General features: G+C 72.2%; 12 protein-coding genes and 2 pseudogenes. 12 read left to right on the forward strand and 2 right to left on the reverse strand.

What is annotated here, in order from left to right; genetic code table 11:
• From ACLEQD_RS25615 to ACLEQD_RS25670, 12 genes and pseudogenes are all read left to right on the forward strand, one after another.
• Nucleotides 1–779 (forward strand): annotated as a pseudogene (locus tag ACLEQD_RS25615) (4-coumarate--CoA ligase); the annotation flags it as partial.
• On the forward strand, nucleotides 776–1,513 hold the full coding sequence (locus tag ACLEQD_RS25620; protein ID WP_410387569.1) for a glycosyltransferase family 2 protein: 738 nt from the start codon (nucleotides 776–778) through the stop codon (nucleotides 1,511–1,513). The pseudogene ACLEQD_RS25615 and the gene ACLEQD_RS25620, both read left to right, overlap by 4 nt.
• A complete protein-coding gene (locus ACLEQD_RS25625; protein ID WP_410387571.1) occupies nucleotides 1,510–2,364 on the forward strand; it encodes an acyltransferase in 855 nt (284 codons plus the stop codon). The genes ACLEQD_RS25620 and ACLEQD_RS25625 overlap by 4 nt, the downstream gene beginning before the upstream one ends.
• A gap of 63 nt (nucleotides 2,365–2,427) precedes the next feature.
• Nucleotides 2,428–3,987, forward strand: a complete 1,560-nt coding sequence (gene hutH, locus ACLEQD_RS25630) for an HAL/PAL/TAL family ammonia-lyase (protein ID WP_410387573.1) — start codon at nucleotides 2,428–2,430, stop codon at nucleotides 3,985–3,987.
• Nucleotides 3,977–4,396, forward strand: a complete 420-nt coding sequence (locus ACLEQD_RS25635; RefSeq protein ID WP_410387575.1) for an acyl-CoA thioesterase — start codon at nucleotides 3,977–3,979, stop codon at nucleotides 4,394–4,396. Before hutH ends, ACLEQD_RS25635 begins: the two co-directional genes overlap by 11 nt.
• The gene (locus ACLEQD_RS25640) at nucleotides 4,393–5,001 is read left to right on the forward strand and encodes a LolA family protein (RefSeq protein WP_410387577.1); all 609 of its coding nucleotides are present in this window, start codon (nucleotides 4,393–4,395) and stop codon (nucleotides 4,999–5,001) included. Before ACLEQD_RS25635 ends, ACLEQD_RS25640 begins: the two co-directional genes overlap by 4 nt.
• On the forward strand, nucleotides 4,991–7,288 hold the full coding sequence (locus ACLEQD_RS25645) for an MMPL family transporter (RefSeq protein ID WP_410387579.1): 2,298 nt from the start codon (nucleotides 4,991–4,993) through the stop codon (nucleotides 7,286–7,288). The genes ACLEQD_RS25640 and ACLEQD_RS25645 overlap by 11 nt, the downstream gene beginning before the upstream one ends.
• The gene (locus ACLEQD_RS25650; RefSeq protein WP_410387581.1) at nucleotides 7,285–8,514 is read left to right on the forward strand and encodes an NAD(P)/FAD-dependent oxidoreductase; all 1,230 of its coding nucleotides are present in this window, start codon (nucleotides 7,285–7,287) and stop codon (nucleotides 8,512–8,514) included. The genes ACLEQD_RS25645 and ACLEQD_RS25650 overlap by 4 nt, the downstream gene beginning before the upstream one ends.
• Nucleotides 8,502–9,071 (forward strand): DUF3261 domain-containing protein, encoded by a 570-nt coding sequence (locus tag ACLEQD_RS25655; RefSeq protein ID WP_410387584.1) that lies wholly within the window; start codon nucleotides 8,502–8,504, stop codon nucleotides 9,069–9,071. Before ACLEQD_RS25650 ends, ACLEQD_RS25655 begins: the two co-directional genes overlap by 13 nt.
• A 6-nt stretch (nucleotides 9,072–9,077) precedes the next feature.
• A complete protein-coding gene (locus ACLEQD_RS25660) occupies nucleotides 9,078–10,256 on the forward strand; it encodes a beta-ketoacyl-ACP synthase (protein WP_410387586.1) in 1,179 nt (392 codons plus the stop codon).
• Nucleotides 10,253–10,720, forward strand: coding sequence for a 3-hydroxylacyl-ACP dehydratase (locus ACLEQD_RS25665; RefSeq protein ID WP_410387588.1), 468 nt, complete (start codon nucleotides 10,253–10,255; stop codon nucleotides 10,718–10,720). Before ACLEQD_RS25660 ends, ACLEQD_RS25665 begins: the two co-directional genes overlap by 4 nt.
• The gene (locus ACLEQD_RS25670; protein ID WP_410387589.1) at nucleotides 10,713–10,922 is read left to right on the forward strand and encodes an SDR family NAD(P)-dependent oxidoreductase; all 210 of its coding nucleotides are present in this window, start codon (nucleotides 10,713–10,715) and stop codon (nucleotides 10,920–10,922) included. Before ACLEQD_RS25665 ends, ACLEQD_RS25670 begins: the two co-directional genes overlap by 8 nt.
• Here ACLEQD_RS25670 and ACLEQD_RS25675 read toward each other — a convergent pair.
• Both ACLEQD_RS25675 and ACLEQD_RS25680 read right to left on the reverse strand, forming a co-directional pair.
• Nucleotides 10,835–11,299: pseudogene (locus ACLEQD_RS25675) on the reverse strand (thiamine pyrophosphate-binding protein); the annotation flags it as partial. The gene ACLEQD_RS25670 and the pseudogene ACLEQD_RS25675 sit on opposite strands and share 88 nt — an antisense overlap.
• Nucleotides 11,299–11,530, reverse strand: a 232-nt coding sequence (locus ACLEQD_RS25680; RefSeq protein WP_410387591.1) for a chorismate-binding protein, incomplete at its 5' end; no start/stop codon positions are given. The pseudogene ACLEQD_RS25675 and the gene ACLEQD_RS25680, both read right to left, overlap by 1 nt.

Here is an 11,530-nt window from a genome sequence, read left to right on the forward strand (position 1 = left end):
CGCTCCAGGTCCGCTCGCCGCACCTGCCCGCGGGCGACTGGTTCACCACGGAGGACCGCGCGCGGGCCGTGCCCGGCGGCTTCGAGCTGCTGGGGCGCCGCGACCGGCTGCTCAAGCTGGAGGAGAAGCGCGTGTCGCTCTCCGCCATGGAGCGGGCGCTGGTGGCCGGGGGGCTCTTGCGCGAGGCCCGGGTGCTGCCCCTCACGGAGGGCCACCGGGTGACTCTCGCCGTGGTGGGCGTGCCGGACGCGGAAGGCTGGCGGCTCCAGGAGGCGGGGGGCAGGCGGTCCCTCAGCCAGGCGCTGCGCGAGAAGCTGGCCCCGCATTTCGAGTCCAGTGCCTTGCCGCGCCGGTTCCGGTATCTGGAGGCCATGCCGGTCAACTCCCAGGGCAAGTCCACCGAGGCGGCGCTCACCGCCCTCTTCGACCCGAAGCGTCCCCCGTTCCGCGTGCTGGAGCGCTCCGGCGAACGCGCGCTGCTGGCGGTGGAGGTCCCCGCGAACTCGCCGTACTTCGACGGGCACTTCCCGGGCTCGCCCATCCTGCCCGGCGTCGTGCAGCTGGAGTGGGCGCTGCTGCTGGGCCGCGAGCACTTCGCGCTGCCGCCGGACTTCCTGCGGCTGGAGGCGCTGAAGTTCCAGCAGGTCATCACCCCCGGCACGCAGCTGACGGTGGAGCTCACCTGGGCGAAGGAGTCCGGGCGGCTGGGGTTCAAGTTGACGTCGGCCGCGGGCTCGCACGCCAGCGGCCGCATCGTGTTGGGGGGAGCGGTCGGATGAAGGTCTGCGCGGTGATTCCGGTCTACAACCACGGCGAGGCCGTGGGCGCGGTGGTGAAGGCCGTTCGCGGCCACGGGCTGCCCTGCGTGCTGGTGGATGACGGCAGCGAGCCCGGCTGCGCGGCGGTGCTGGACGGCCTGGCGCGCGAGGACAGCGAGCACGTGGCGGTGGTCCGCCTGCCCCAGAACGAGGGCAAGGGCGGCGCGATGATGGCGGGCCTGCGCTCGGCGCTGGAGCGGGGCTACAGCCACGCGCTGCAAATCGACGCGGACGGCCAGCACAACGCCAACGACATCCCGCGCTTCCTGGCGCTGGCGAAGGAGCAGCCGGACACGCTGGTGTGCGGCACGCCCGTCTACGACGAGTCCGTGCCCAAGGGCCGGCTGTACGGCCGCTACGCCACGCACATCTGGGTGTGGATCAACACGCTGTCGTTCGCCATCCGCGACTCCATGTGCGGCTTCCGCGTGTACCCGCTCAAGCCCACCGTGGCGCTCATCGACTCGGTGAAGATTGGCAAGCGGATGGACTTCGACGTGGAGGTGCTGGTGCGCCTGTTCTGGCGCGGCATGCACATCCTCAACCAGCCCACCCAGGTGCGCTACCCCACCGACGGCATCTCCCACTTCGACGTGCTCTGGGACAACGTGCGCATCTCCGGCATGCACGCCCGGCTCTTCTTCGGGATGCTGGGACGGCTGCCCGTGCTCCTCTGGCGGAAGGTGGCGAGATGAAGTCCCGCCACTGGGCGGAGATGGGGGAGACCACCTTCGTCGCTGGCATCTGGCTCCTGTACTGGGTCCACCGGCTGCTGGGCCGCTGGCCGTTCCGCGCCTGCCTCTACCCGGTGGTGCTGGTGAACTGGCTGCGGCGCCCGGCGCTGCGTCAGGCGTCGCGCGAGTACCTGGAGCGGATGCAGGCCGCGACGGGAGGCCTGGGGCGCGAGCCCCGCTGGCGCGACAGCGTGCGCCACGTGCTGATGTTCGCGGAGACCCTGCTGGACAAGCTGCTCGCGGTGAGCGGCCGCTACCGCTTCGAGCGCGTGCGCACCGAGGGCCGCGAGGAGCTCTACGAGGCGGCGAAGTCCGGCAGGGGCGGCGTCATCGTCACCGCGCACATGGGCTGCCTGGAGCTGTGCCGCACCATAGCCGAGCGCCGGGGCGAGGTGCGGCTCAACATCCTGGTGCACACGCTGCACGCGGAGCAGTTCAACCGCCTGCTCAAGCGCCTCAACCCGGAGAACGACTTCCGCCTGATGGAAGTGACGGACATGGGCCCGGCCACCGCCGTCGCGCTGAACGAGCGCGTGGAGGCGGGCGAGTTCGTGGTCATCGCGGGCGACCGCATCCCGGTGAATTCCAGCCAGACCGTGAGCGTCGAGTTCCTCGGCCACCCGGCGCCATTTCCGGTGGGCCCGTACGTGCTGGCGGCGCTGCTCAAGTGCCCGCTCTACCTGCTGGGCTGCATCCATGAGGGCGACGGCTACACCATCCACTTCGAGCGCCTCTTCGAGCGCGTCGTGCTGCCCCGGGCAAGCGTGAGGCCGCGCTCACCGACTGCGCGCGCCACTACGCCGCCCGGGTGACGGCGCTCCTCCAGCGCGCGCCCTATGACTGGTTCAACTTCTTTCCCTTCTGGGATCAGGTGCATGTCTCCGCGAAGCCCCCCACTGTCTGACACCCCGGTCCGCTTCGACGGCACCCGGCTGACGCTCGAGGATGTGGGCGCCCTGTCGCGCCGCGAGCGCCCGGCGGAGCTGGGCACGGCCCCGGCCTTCCGCCAGCGCATCGCCAGGGGCGCCGCGTTCCTGGACCGGCTGCTGGCGGAGGACGGCGTCATCTACGGCGTGACCACCGGCTACGGCGACTCCGTGACGGTGGCCATCCCGCCCGCGCTGGTCGCGGAGCTGCCGCACCACCTCTACACGTACCACGGCATCGGCGCGGGCCGGTTCCTCACGCCGGAGGAGACGCGCGCGGTGCTGGCCACGCGGCTGGCGTCGCTGTCGCAGGGATTCTCCGGCGTGGGCGTGCCGCTGCTCACCCAGCTGGAGCTGCTGCTCCAGCACGACGTGCTGCCCATGATTCCCGCCGAGGGCTCCGTGGGTGCGTCCGGCGACCTGACGCCCCTGTCCTACGTGGCGGCGGTGCTCTGCGGCGAGCGCGACGTGTGGCACCGGGGCGAGCGCAAGCCCGCCGCGCAGGTGCTCCAGTCGCTGGGCATCGCGCCCCTCAAGCTGCGGCCCAAGGAGGGCCTGGCCATCATGAACGGCACCGCCGTGATGACGGCCCTGGCGTGCCTGGCGTGGGAGCGGGCGGAGTACCTGTCGCGCCTGTCCACGCGGCTCACGGCGTTCAACGTGCTGGCGAGCGCCGGCAACGCGCACCACTTCGACGAGACGCTCTTCGCGGCGAAGCCCCATGCCGGCCAGCAGCGCGTGGCGGCCCGGCTGCGCGCGGACCTCGTAACGGACCGGCCGCCGCGCAACGAGCAGCGGCTCCAGGACCGGTACTCGCTGCGCTGCGCGCCGCACGTCATCGGCGTGCTGGAGGACGCGCTGCCATACTTCCGCACGCTCATCGAGAACGAGCTGAACAGCGCCAACGACAACCCGCTCATCGACCCCGAGGGCGAGCGGGTGCTGCACGGCGGCCACTTCTACGGCGGGCACATCGCCTTCGCCATGGACGGGCTGAAGAACGCGGTGGCCAACGTGGCGGACCTGCTGGACCGCCAGCTGGCGCTGCTGGTGGACCCGCGCTTCAACCACGGGCTGCCCGCGAACCTCTCCGCGTCCACGGGCGCCCGCGCGGCCATCAACCACGGCCTCAAGGCGGCGCAGATCAGCGTCTCCGCGTGGACCGCGGAGGCGCTGAAGCAGACCATGCCCGCGTCCGTCTTCTCCCGCTCCACGGAGTGCCACAACCAGGACAAGGTGAGCATGGGCACCATCGCCGCGCGCGACTGCCTGCGCGTGCTGGAGCTGACGGAGCAGGTGGCCGCGGCCATGCTCATCGCCGCGCGCCAGGGCGTCACCCTGCGCCAGCGGCTGGACGCGGACGCGAAGCCCGGCCCCGCCATGGCCGCGATGCACGCGGACCTGGAGGCGCGCATCCCCCTCCTGGTGGAGGACCGGGCGCTGGACGGCGAGCTGCAGGGCCTCATCACCGCCATCCGCCGCCGCGAGTGGAGGCTGCATGAAGCCTGACCTGAGCTGCGAGCTGGAGATCGAGCCGCCGTTCCACGACCTCGACATGATGGAGATCGTCTGGCACGGCCACTACGTGAAGTACCTGGAGCTGGCGCGCGCCGTCATCCTGCGCAAGCACGACTACGACTGGCCGCAGATGCGCGAGTCCGGGTACGGCTGGCCCGTGGTGGAGATGAAGCTCAAGTACGTGTCCCCCATCTCCTACAAGCAGCGCATCATCGTGCGCGCCGAAATCACGGAGTGGGAGAACCGGCTTCGCTTCGACTACCTGCTGCGCGACGCGGACACCGGGCGCAAGGTGAACCAGGCCCACACGCTCCAGGTGGCCGTGTCCTTGAAGACGGGGGAGATGCAGTACGTCTGCCCGGAAGTCCTCTGGAAGAAGCTGGGAGTGTGGCCGGGATGAAGCCCTTCCTCGTGTTGATGCTGTCGCTGCTCTCCGTGAGCGCCCACGCGGCGGACCTGGTGAAGGACGTGCGCGCGCGGCTGGTGGACGCGCCGCTGGTGCGCGGCCAGTTCGAACAGAAGAAGACCGTGGCGGGCTTCAAGAAGCCGCTCGTGTCCAGGGGGGACTTCCTCCTCGCGCGCGACCAGGGCGTGCTGTGGAACACGCGCACGCCGTTCGCCTCCACCCTGACGCTCACGCGCAAGTCGCTGAGCGCGGAGCAGGGCGCGGGCGGCGCGGCCTACCACCTGGACTCCTCCAAGGAGCCCGCGCTGGCGGCGGTGAACGAGCTGCTCTTCGCGCTGCTGTCGGGTGACGTCGCGTCGCTCCAGAAGCGCTTCAAGGTGGCGGGCGCGCTGGTGGGCGCCGCCGGCTGGAAGCTGGAGCTCGTGCCCACGGACGCGGGGCTCGCGCGCGTCTTCAAGCACATCCAGCTGGAGGGGGACGGGTACGTGCGCCAGGTGCGGCTGGACGAGACGCGCGGCGACAGCAGCGTCATCACGTTCGAGCAGCTGGCCCAGACGCCGCCCCCCGACGCCAAGGAAGCGGAACGCCTTGGCAAATAGGCTGGCCATCCTCTGGGCGCTGGTGGTGCTCGCCGTGGGCGTGCACCAGGTCCAGTTCTGGCGCTCGGCGCGCCTGGACACGGACGTGCTCGCGCTCCTGCCGGAGGACGAGCAGGCGCCGGAGGTGGACGCCGCCACGCGCAAGCTCGCGGACGACGCCGGCCGGCAGGTGGTGCTGCTGGTGGGCGCGAAGGACTGGCCGTCCGCGCAGCGCGCCGCGGAGGAAGCCACGCGCGTGCTGTCGGAGTCCGCGGACCTGCTGGAGCCGGCGGTGGTGGACACCTCCGCGCTGGACCAGGCGGTGGACTTCTACCGCCCCTACAGAGACCGGCTGCTCACGCCCGCGCAGCGCCAGTGGCTCGCGCGCGCGACGCCGGAGGAGCTGGGCGGCACGGCGCTGATGAAGCTGTACCAGCCCGCGGGCGCGCGGCTGACGGACTGGAACGCGGATCCGCTGGGCCTGTGGCAGGACTGGTGGCAGGCCGCGCGGCGGAGACGTCCGCCCGGCCCCGTGACGGCCGGCTGTGGCTGTCCGGCGAGGGCCGCGAGTGGGTGCTCCTCACGTGGAAGAGCAAGGTGTCCGCCTTCGCGCTGGGGGACGGCGTCGCGCGTCACCGCCGCGGTGGAGCGGGCGCGGGCGAAGGTGGAGGCCGCGGTGCCCGGAGGGCGGCTGGTGGCCGCGGGCGTGCCGCTGTACGCGGAGGCCGCCGCCGCGCAGGCGAGCTGGGAGATGTCCACCATCGGCTTCGGGTCGCTGGCGGCGGTGCTCCTCCTCGTCTGGCTCACCTTCCGCTCGCTCAGGCCCATCGTGCTCGTGGGCCTGTCGCTCACGCTGGGCTGCGCGGTGGCGCTCACCGTCACCGCGCTCGTCTTCGAGCGGGTGCACCTGCTCACGCTCGTCTTCGGCTCCAGCCTGGTGGGCGTGGCGGAGGACTACGGCTTCCACTACTTCGCCGCGCGCCAGGGCAAGGCGCCGTCGGAGCGCGGGCCGGTGATGCGCTCGCTCCTGCCCGGCATGGTGCTGGCGCTCGTCACCAGCGTGGTGGCGTACCTGGCGCTGGGCGTCGCGCCCTTCCCGGGCCTGCGGCAGATGGCGGTGTTCTCCGCCGCCGGCCTCACCGCCGCGTTCCTCACCGTGGTGTGCTGGTTCCCGTCGCTGGACACGGGCGCCCTGCCCGTCACGTCCTTCTCGGAGCGCTTCTCCGCGTCCATCACCCGCTGGCCGCGCATCACGTCCACTCCCGCCTGGTGGCTGTCCGGCGCGGTCCTGGCGGGGCTCGTGGCCGTGGGCATCTGGAAGCTGGAGCCCCGGGACGACCTGCGCCAGCTGCAGGGCGCGCCCGCGAACCTCATCGCGGATCAGCGCGAGCTGGGGCGCCTGTTGGGGCTGCCCAGCCCGGCGCAGTTCTTCCTCGTGCAGGGCGACAGCGACGAACAGGTGCTCGCGCGCGAGGCCCTGCTGAAGACGAAGCTGGACGCGCTGGTGGCCCAGAAGGTGTTCGCGGGCTACCGCGCCGTGTCCGACTGGCTCCCTTCCGAAGCGCAGCAGCGCGAGGACGCGGCCCTGAGCGCCCGCGCGGAGGGACAGGCGGTCGCCGCGGTCAGCGCCTCCACCGGCGAAGCCCCCTCGCGCGCCGCGTTCTCCCCGGAGCCGCTCACGCCCTCGCGCTTCCTCTCCGGGCCCGCCGCGGGCGCCATCCGGCAGCAGTGGCTGGGGACGCTGGGCCAGGCGCGATACAGCGTCCTCATGCTGCGCGGCCTCAACGACCCCCAGGTGCTGCCCCGCCTGGAAGCGGTGGCGCACGGCCTGGAGGGCATCCGCTGGGTGGACAAGACGGCGGAGATCTCCAGCCTGCTCGGCCGCTACCGCCGCATCATGGGCGGGCTCATCACCGCGGGCTACCTCGCGGTGCTGCTCATGCTGGTGGCCCGCTTCGGGCGCCAGGCGTGGCGCGCGTGGGTCCCGTCCGTGCTGGGCACGCTCATGACGCTCGCCCTCTTCGGCTGGGTGGGCGCGCCGCTGCAGCTGTTCACCGTGCTCGGGCTGGTGCTGCTGCTGGGCATGGGCGTGGACTACGGCATCTTCCTCCTGGAGCACCCCGGTGACGGCTCCGCGTGGCTCGCGGTGGCGCTGGCCGGCGTGAGCACGCTCCTCTCCTTCGGGCTGCTGGGCCTGTCCGCCACGCCCGCGCTGCGCTCGTTCGGCCTCGCCATGCTGGTGGGCGAGGTCGCCATCTGGATCCTCACCCCTTGTTTCCGACTCCCACCCGGGAAAGCCACCCATTGAAAACTGAATCAGCGGACATCCTCATCATCGGCGCGGGCCCCGCGGGCTCCGTCGCGGCAGGCCTCCTTCGCAAGCAGGGCCGAGAGGTCCTCGTGCTGGAGCGCGAGCAGTTCCCCCGCTTCTCCATTGGCGAGAGCCTGCTGCCGCAGAGCATGCAGTACATCGAGGAGGCCGGCTTCCTCCAGGACGTGGTGGAGGCGGGCTTCCAGTTCAAGAACGGCGCGGCCTTCGAGCGCTCCGGGCGCTACACGGACTTCGACTTCCGCGACAAGTTCAGCCCCGGCTGGGGCACCACCTACCAGGTGCAGCGCGGCCACTTCGACCACGTGCTGGCCCAGGCCGCGGAGCGCAAGGGCGCCACCGTGCGCTTCCGCCACGAGGTGCTGACCGTGGACTTCTCCGGCGAGAAGCCGGAGGTGACGGTGCGCCCTCCCGAAGGCGAGACGTACCGCGTGCAGGCGCGCTTCATCCTGGACGCGAGCGGCTTCGGCCGCGTGCTGCCGCGCATGCTGAACCTGGAGACGCCGTCCAACTTCCCCGTGCGCGGCGCCATCTTCACGCACGTGGAGGACCGCATCCCCCCGGGCACCTTCGACCGGAACAAGATCCGCGTCACCACGCACCCGGAGCACGTGCACGTCTGGTACTGGACCATCCCCTTCTCCGGCGGCCGGTGCTCGCTCGGCGTGGTCGCGAAGAAGGAGTACCTGGAGCAGTACACCGGCACGGACACGGAGCGGCTGCAGGCCATCGTCAAGGAAGCGCCGTCCCTGCAGAACCTGCTGAAGGACGCGGTCTGGGACACGCCCACGCGCAAGCTCACCGGCTACGCGGCCAACGTGAAGTCGCTGTGGGGCCCGGGCTTCGCGCTCCTGGGCAACGCGGGGGAGTTCCTGGACCCGGTGTTCTCCTCGGGCGTCACCATCGCCTTCAAGTCCGCGAGCCTCGCGTCGGCCTGCATCGCCCGGGAGTTCGCCGGGGAGAAGGTGGACTGGGAGAACGACTACGCGAAGCCGCTCAAGGCGGGCGTGGACACCTTCCGCACCTTCGTGGAGTCCTGGTACGAGGGCGGCTTCCAGAACATCATCTTCCACCCGAACCCGTCCCCGGACGTGCGCCGGATGATCTCCGCCATCCTCGCCGGCTACGCGTGGGACAAGAACAACCCCTACGTCGCGGACAGCAAGCGGCGCCTGGGGGTGCTCGAGGCCCTGTGCGCGGCCTGATTCCCGCCCTGCTCGTCGCGGGCCTCGTGGCCTGCACCACCACGCCCCGGCCCAGGCCCGCCGCTCCCGGCGAGCCCCTGCCGCAGCTGCGCCTGGCCCCCGCCGCGCTCGGCGCGTCCGTGAGCCTGGCGCAGCGGCTGGTGTTCGCGCATGAGCAGGACCCGGGCGGCCCCCGCTCCCTGGAGGCCCTGATGGAGGTGGACCCGGCCGGGTTGCGGCTGGCCGGGCTGGCCATGGGTCAGCGCATCCTCACGCTGCGCTGGGACGGCGCCACCCTGGACGAGGAGCGGGACCCTCGCCTGCCCGCCCAGTTCAACTCCGCCCTGGTGCTCCGGGACGTGCAGCTCGTCTACTGGCCGGCCGACGCCGTGCGCGCCGCCCTGCCCGCCGGCTGGACGCTGGAGGATGGGCCGGGACAGCGCTCCCTGTCGAAGAACGGCAGGGAATGGGTGACGGTGCGCTACGATGGCGCACCGCGCTGGGAAGGGCGCACGCAGCTCACCAACCTGTCCGAGCACTACCAGCTCACCATCGAGTCCCACGTCGCGGACGAGTGACACCCCATGCTTCCCGTCTTCCTCAATCAGCTGGGCCTCGTCTGCGCATTGGGCTCCGGGAAGCAGGAGGTGGCCCGCGCCCTGTTCGCGGACACCGTCTCCGGCGTCGCTTCACATGAGGGGTTCGCGGACCGCCCGCTGCACCTGGGCGTCGTCTCCTCCCCGCTCGCGGCCCAGGACGCCCTGCCCCCTTCGCAGCACAGCCGCAACAACGCGCTGCTGCTCACCGCGCTGGCGCAGATACGCCCCGCGGTGGACGCGGCCATCGCCCGGTTCGGCCCCGCGCGCGTGGCGGTGGTGCTGGGCACCAGCACCTCCGGCATCGGCGAGAGCGAGGTCGCCATGGCCAGCCACCTGGCCACGGGCGAATTGCCCTCGCGCTTCCACCTGCACCAGCAGGAGCTGGGCTCCCCGGCGCTGGCGCTCACGCAGGTGCTGGGCCTGGGCGGCCCGGCCTACGTCATCTCCACCGCGTGCTCCTCCAGCGCCAAGGCCCTGGCCAGCGCGGCGCGGATGCTGCGCGCGGGCACCGTGGACGCGGTGCTGACGGGCGGCGTGGATTCGCTGTGCCGCTTCACCGTGGCGGGCTTCCGCGCGCTGGACTCAGTGAGCGAGGAGCGCTGCAACCCGATGAGCGCCCACCGCCACGGCATCAACATCGGTGAAGCCGCGGCGCTGTTCCTGATGACGCGCGAGCCGGGGCCGGTGCGCCTGTCCGGCTGGGGCGAGTCCTCCGACGCGCACCACATCTCCGCGCCGGAGCCCGGGGGCAAGGGCGCCATGGCCGCCATCCAGGAGGCCCTGAGGCGCGCGGGGGTGTCCGCGGAGCAGGTGGACTACGTGAACCTGCACGGCACCGCGACGGTGCAGAACGACGCCATGGAGAGCCGCGCGGTGCACGCGCTCTTGGGGCCGGGCGTGAAGGCCAGCTCCACCAAGCCGCTCACCGGCCACACGCTGGGGGCCGCGGGCGCGCTGGAGGCGGCCTTCGCGTACCTCACGCTCGTGGACAACCCGGAGGGCCGGCTGCCCGCGCACTTCTGGGACGGGGCCGTGGACGCTTCACTGCCGGCGCTGTCGCTGGTGAAGCCGGGCGAGGCGCTGGGGCGCCCGGTCCAGCGCGTGCTGAGCAACTCGTTCGCCTTCGGGGGCAGCAACGCCGCCCTCGTGCTGGAGCGCGCATGATGCGCATCGTCATCAACGAGCCCATCGAGGCGCTGGTGCCCCACGAGGGGCGCATGCGGCTGCTCGACCGCGCCCTGGAGGGCGACACGGACTCCCTGGTCGCGGAGGTCACCGTGCGCGAGGACAGCCTCTTCTTCTCCGACGGCGCCGTGGGCGGCTGGGTGGGCATCGAGTACATGGCGCAGGCCGTGGCCGCCTGGGCCGGGTGGCACGCGCGCAGGCGCGGCGGCACGCCCCGGGTGGGCTTCCTTTTGGGCACGCGCCGCTACGAGTGCAGCCGCCCCGTCTTCAAGCTGGGGGAGACCTTGCGCGTGGAGGTCCACCGCCAGTTCTCCGCGGACAACGGGCTGGGCCAGTTCGACTGCACCCTGCGCATCGGGACGGAGCAGGTGGCCACGGCGGCGCTGACGGTCTACGAGCCGCAACCGGGGCAGGACCTGGGAAGGGGCAACACAGATGGGTGACAAGACGGTGCTGGTGACGGGCTCCAGCCGGGGCATCGGCCGCGCCATCGCGCTGCGCCTGGCCCGCGACGGCTATGACGTCGTGGTGCACTGCCGCAGCAAGCGCGACGAGGCGGACGCCGTGGCGCGCAGGTGCGCGATGGAGGCGCTGCTCGCCTCGGGCAGGCCCACGTCCGCGAACAGCCGCGCGAAGTCGCCGTAGAAGCGCGCCTGGGGCACCGTCTGCGGCGCGCCCCAGCCCTGCAGCTCCAGCGGCCGGTCCGCCGTGAGGATGACCAGCGGCACCTGGGCCATGGCCGCCTCGATGACGGCCGGGAAGAAGTGCGCGCCCGCCGAACCGCTCGTCGCCACCAGCACCACCGGCTGGCGCGACTGCTTCGCCACGCCCAGCGCGAAGAAGCCCGCGCTCCGCTCGTCGATGACGGACCAGACGCGCAGCCCCGGCGTGCTCGCGCAGGCGAGCGCCAGCGCCGAGGAGCGGGAGCCCGGACACACCACCGCGTGCCGCACGCCGCCCCGCACCAGCTCTTCCAGCAGCGCGCGCGACCACAGCACGTTGAGGTTGGCGTCCAGGGACATCACCGGCCCCCCAGCGCGCGCAGCATGGCCAGACTCTTCATCTCCGTCTCCCGCCACTCGGACGCCGCGCTGGAGCCGGCGACGATGCCCGCGCCCACGAAGAGCCGGGCCTTCGCCCCGCGCACCAGCGCCGAGCGCAACGCCACCACCAGGTGCGCGCGCCCGGGGCCCACCCAGCCCACCGGCCCCGCGTACCAGCCCCGGTCCAGGGACTCGTGCTCCACCAGGAAG

This window comes from Corallococcus sp. 4LFB (genome assembly GCF_046520365.1).
Taxonomy (GTDB): domain Bacteria; phylum Myxococcota; class Myxococcia; order Myxococcales; family Myxococcaceae; genus Corallococcus; species Corallococcus caeni.

Excerpts from the sequence above, each read along its gene's own strand:
- ACLEQD_RS25625 (WP_410387571.1), top strand. The coding sequence starts at position 1,510 with ATGAAGTCCCGCCACTGGGCGGAGATGGGGGAGACCACCTTCGTCGCT.
- ACLEQD_RS25640 (WP_410387577.1), top strand. The coding sequence starts at position 4,393 with ATGAAGCCCTTCCTCGTGTTGATGCTGTCGCTGCTCTCCGTGAGCGCC.
- ACLEQD_RS25670 (WP_410387589.1), top strand. The coding sequence starts at position 10,713 with ATGGGTGACAAGACGGTGCTGGTGACGGGCTCCAGCCGGGGCATCGGC.
- ACLEQD_RS25620 (WP_410387569.1), top strand. The coding sequence starts at position 776 with ATGAAGGTCTGCGCGGTGATTCCGGTCTACAACCACGGCGAGGCCGTG.
- hutH (WP_410387573.1), top strand. The coding sequence starts at position 2,428 with ATGTCTCCGCGAAGCCCCCCACTGTCTGACACCCCGGTCCGCTTCGAC.
- ACLEQD_RS25635 (WP_410387575.1), top strand. The coding sequence starts at position 3,977 with ATGAAGCCTGACCTGAGCTGCGAGCTGGAGATCGAGCCGCCGTTCCAC.
- ACLEQD_RS25665 (WP_410387588.1), top strand. The coding sequence starts at position 10,253 with ATGATGCGCATCGTCATCAACGAGCCCATCGAGGCGCTGGTGCCCCAC.
- ACLEQD_RS25660 (WP_410387586.1), top strand. The coding sequence starts at position 9,078 with ATGCTTCCCGTCTTCCTCAATCAGCTGGGCCTCGTCTGCGCATTGGGC.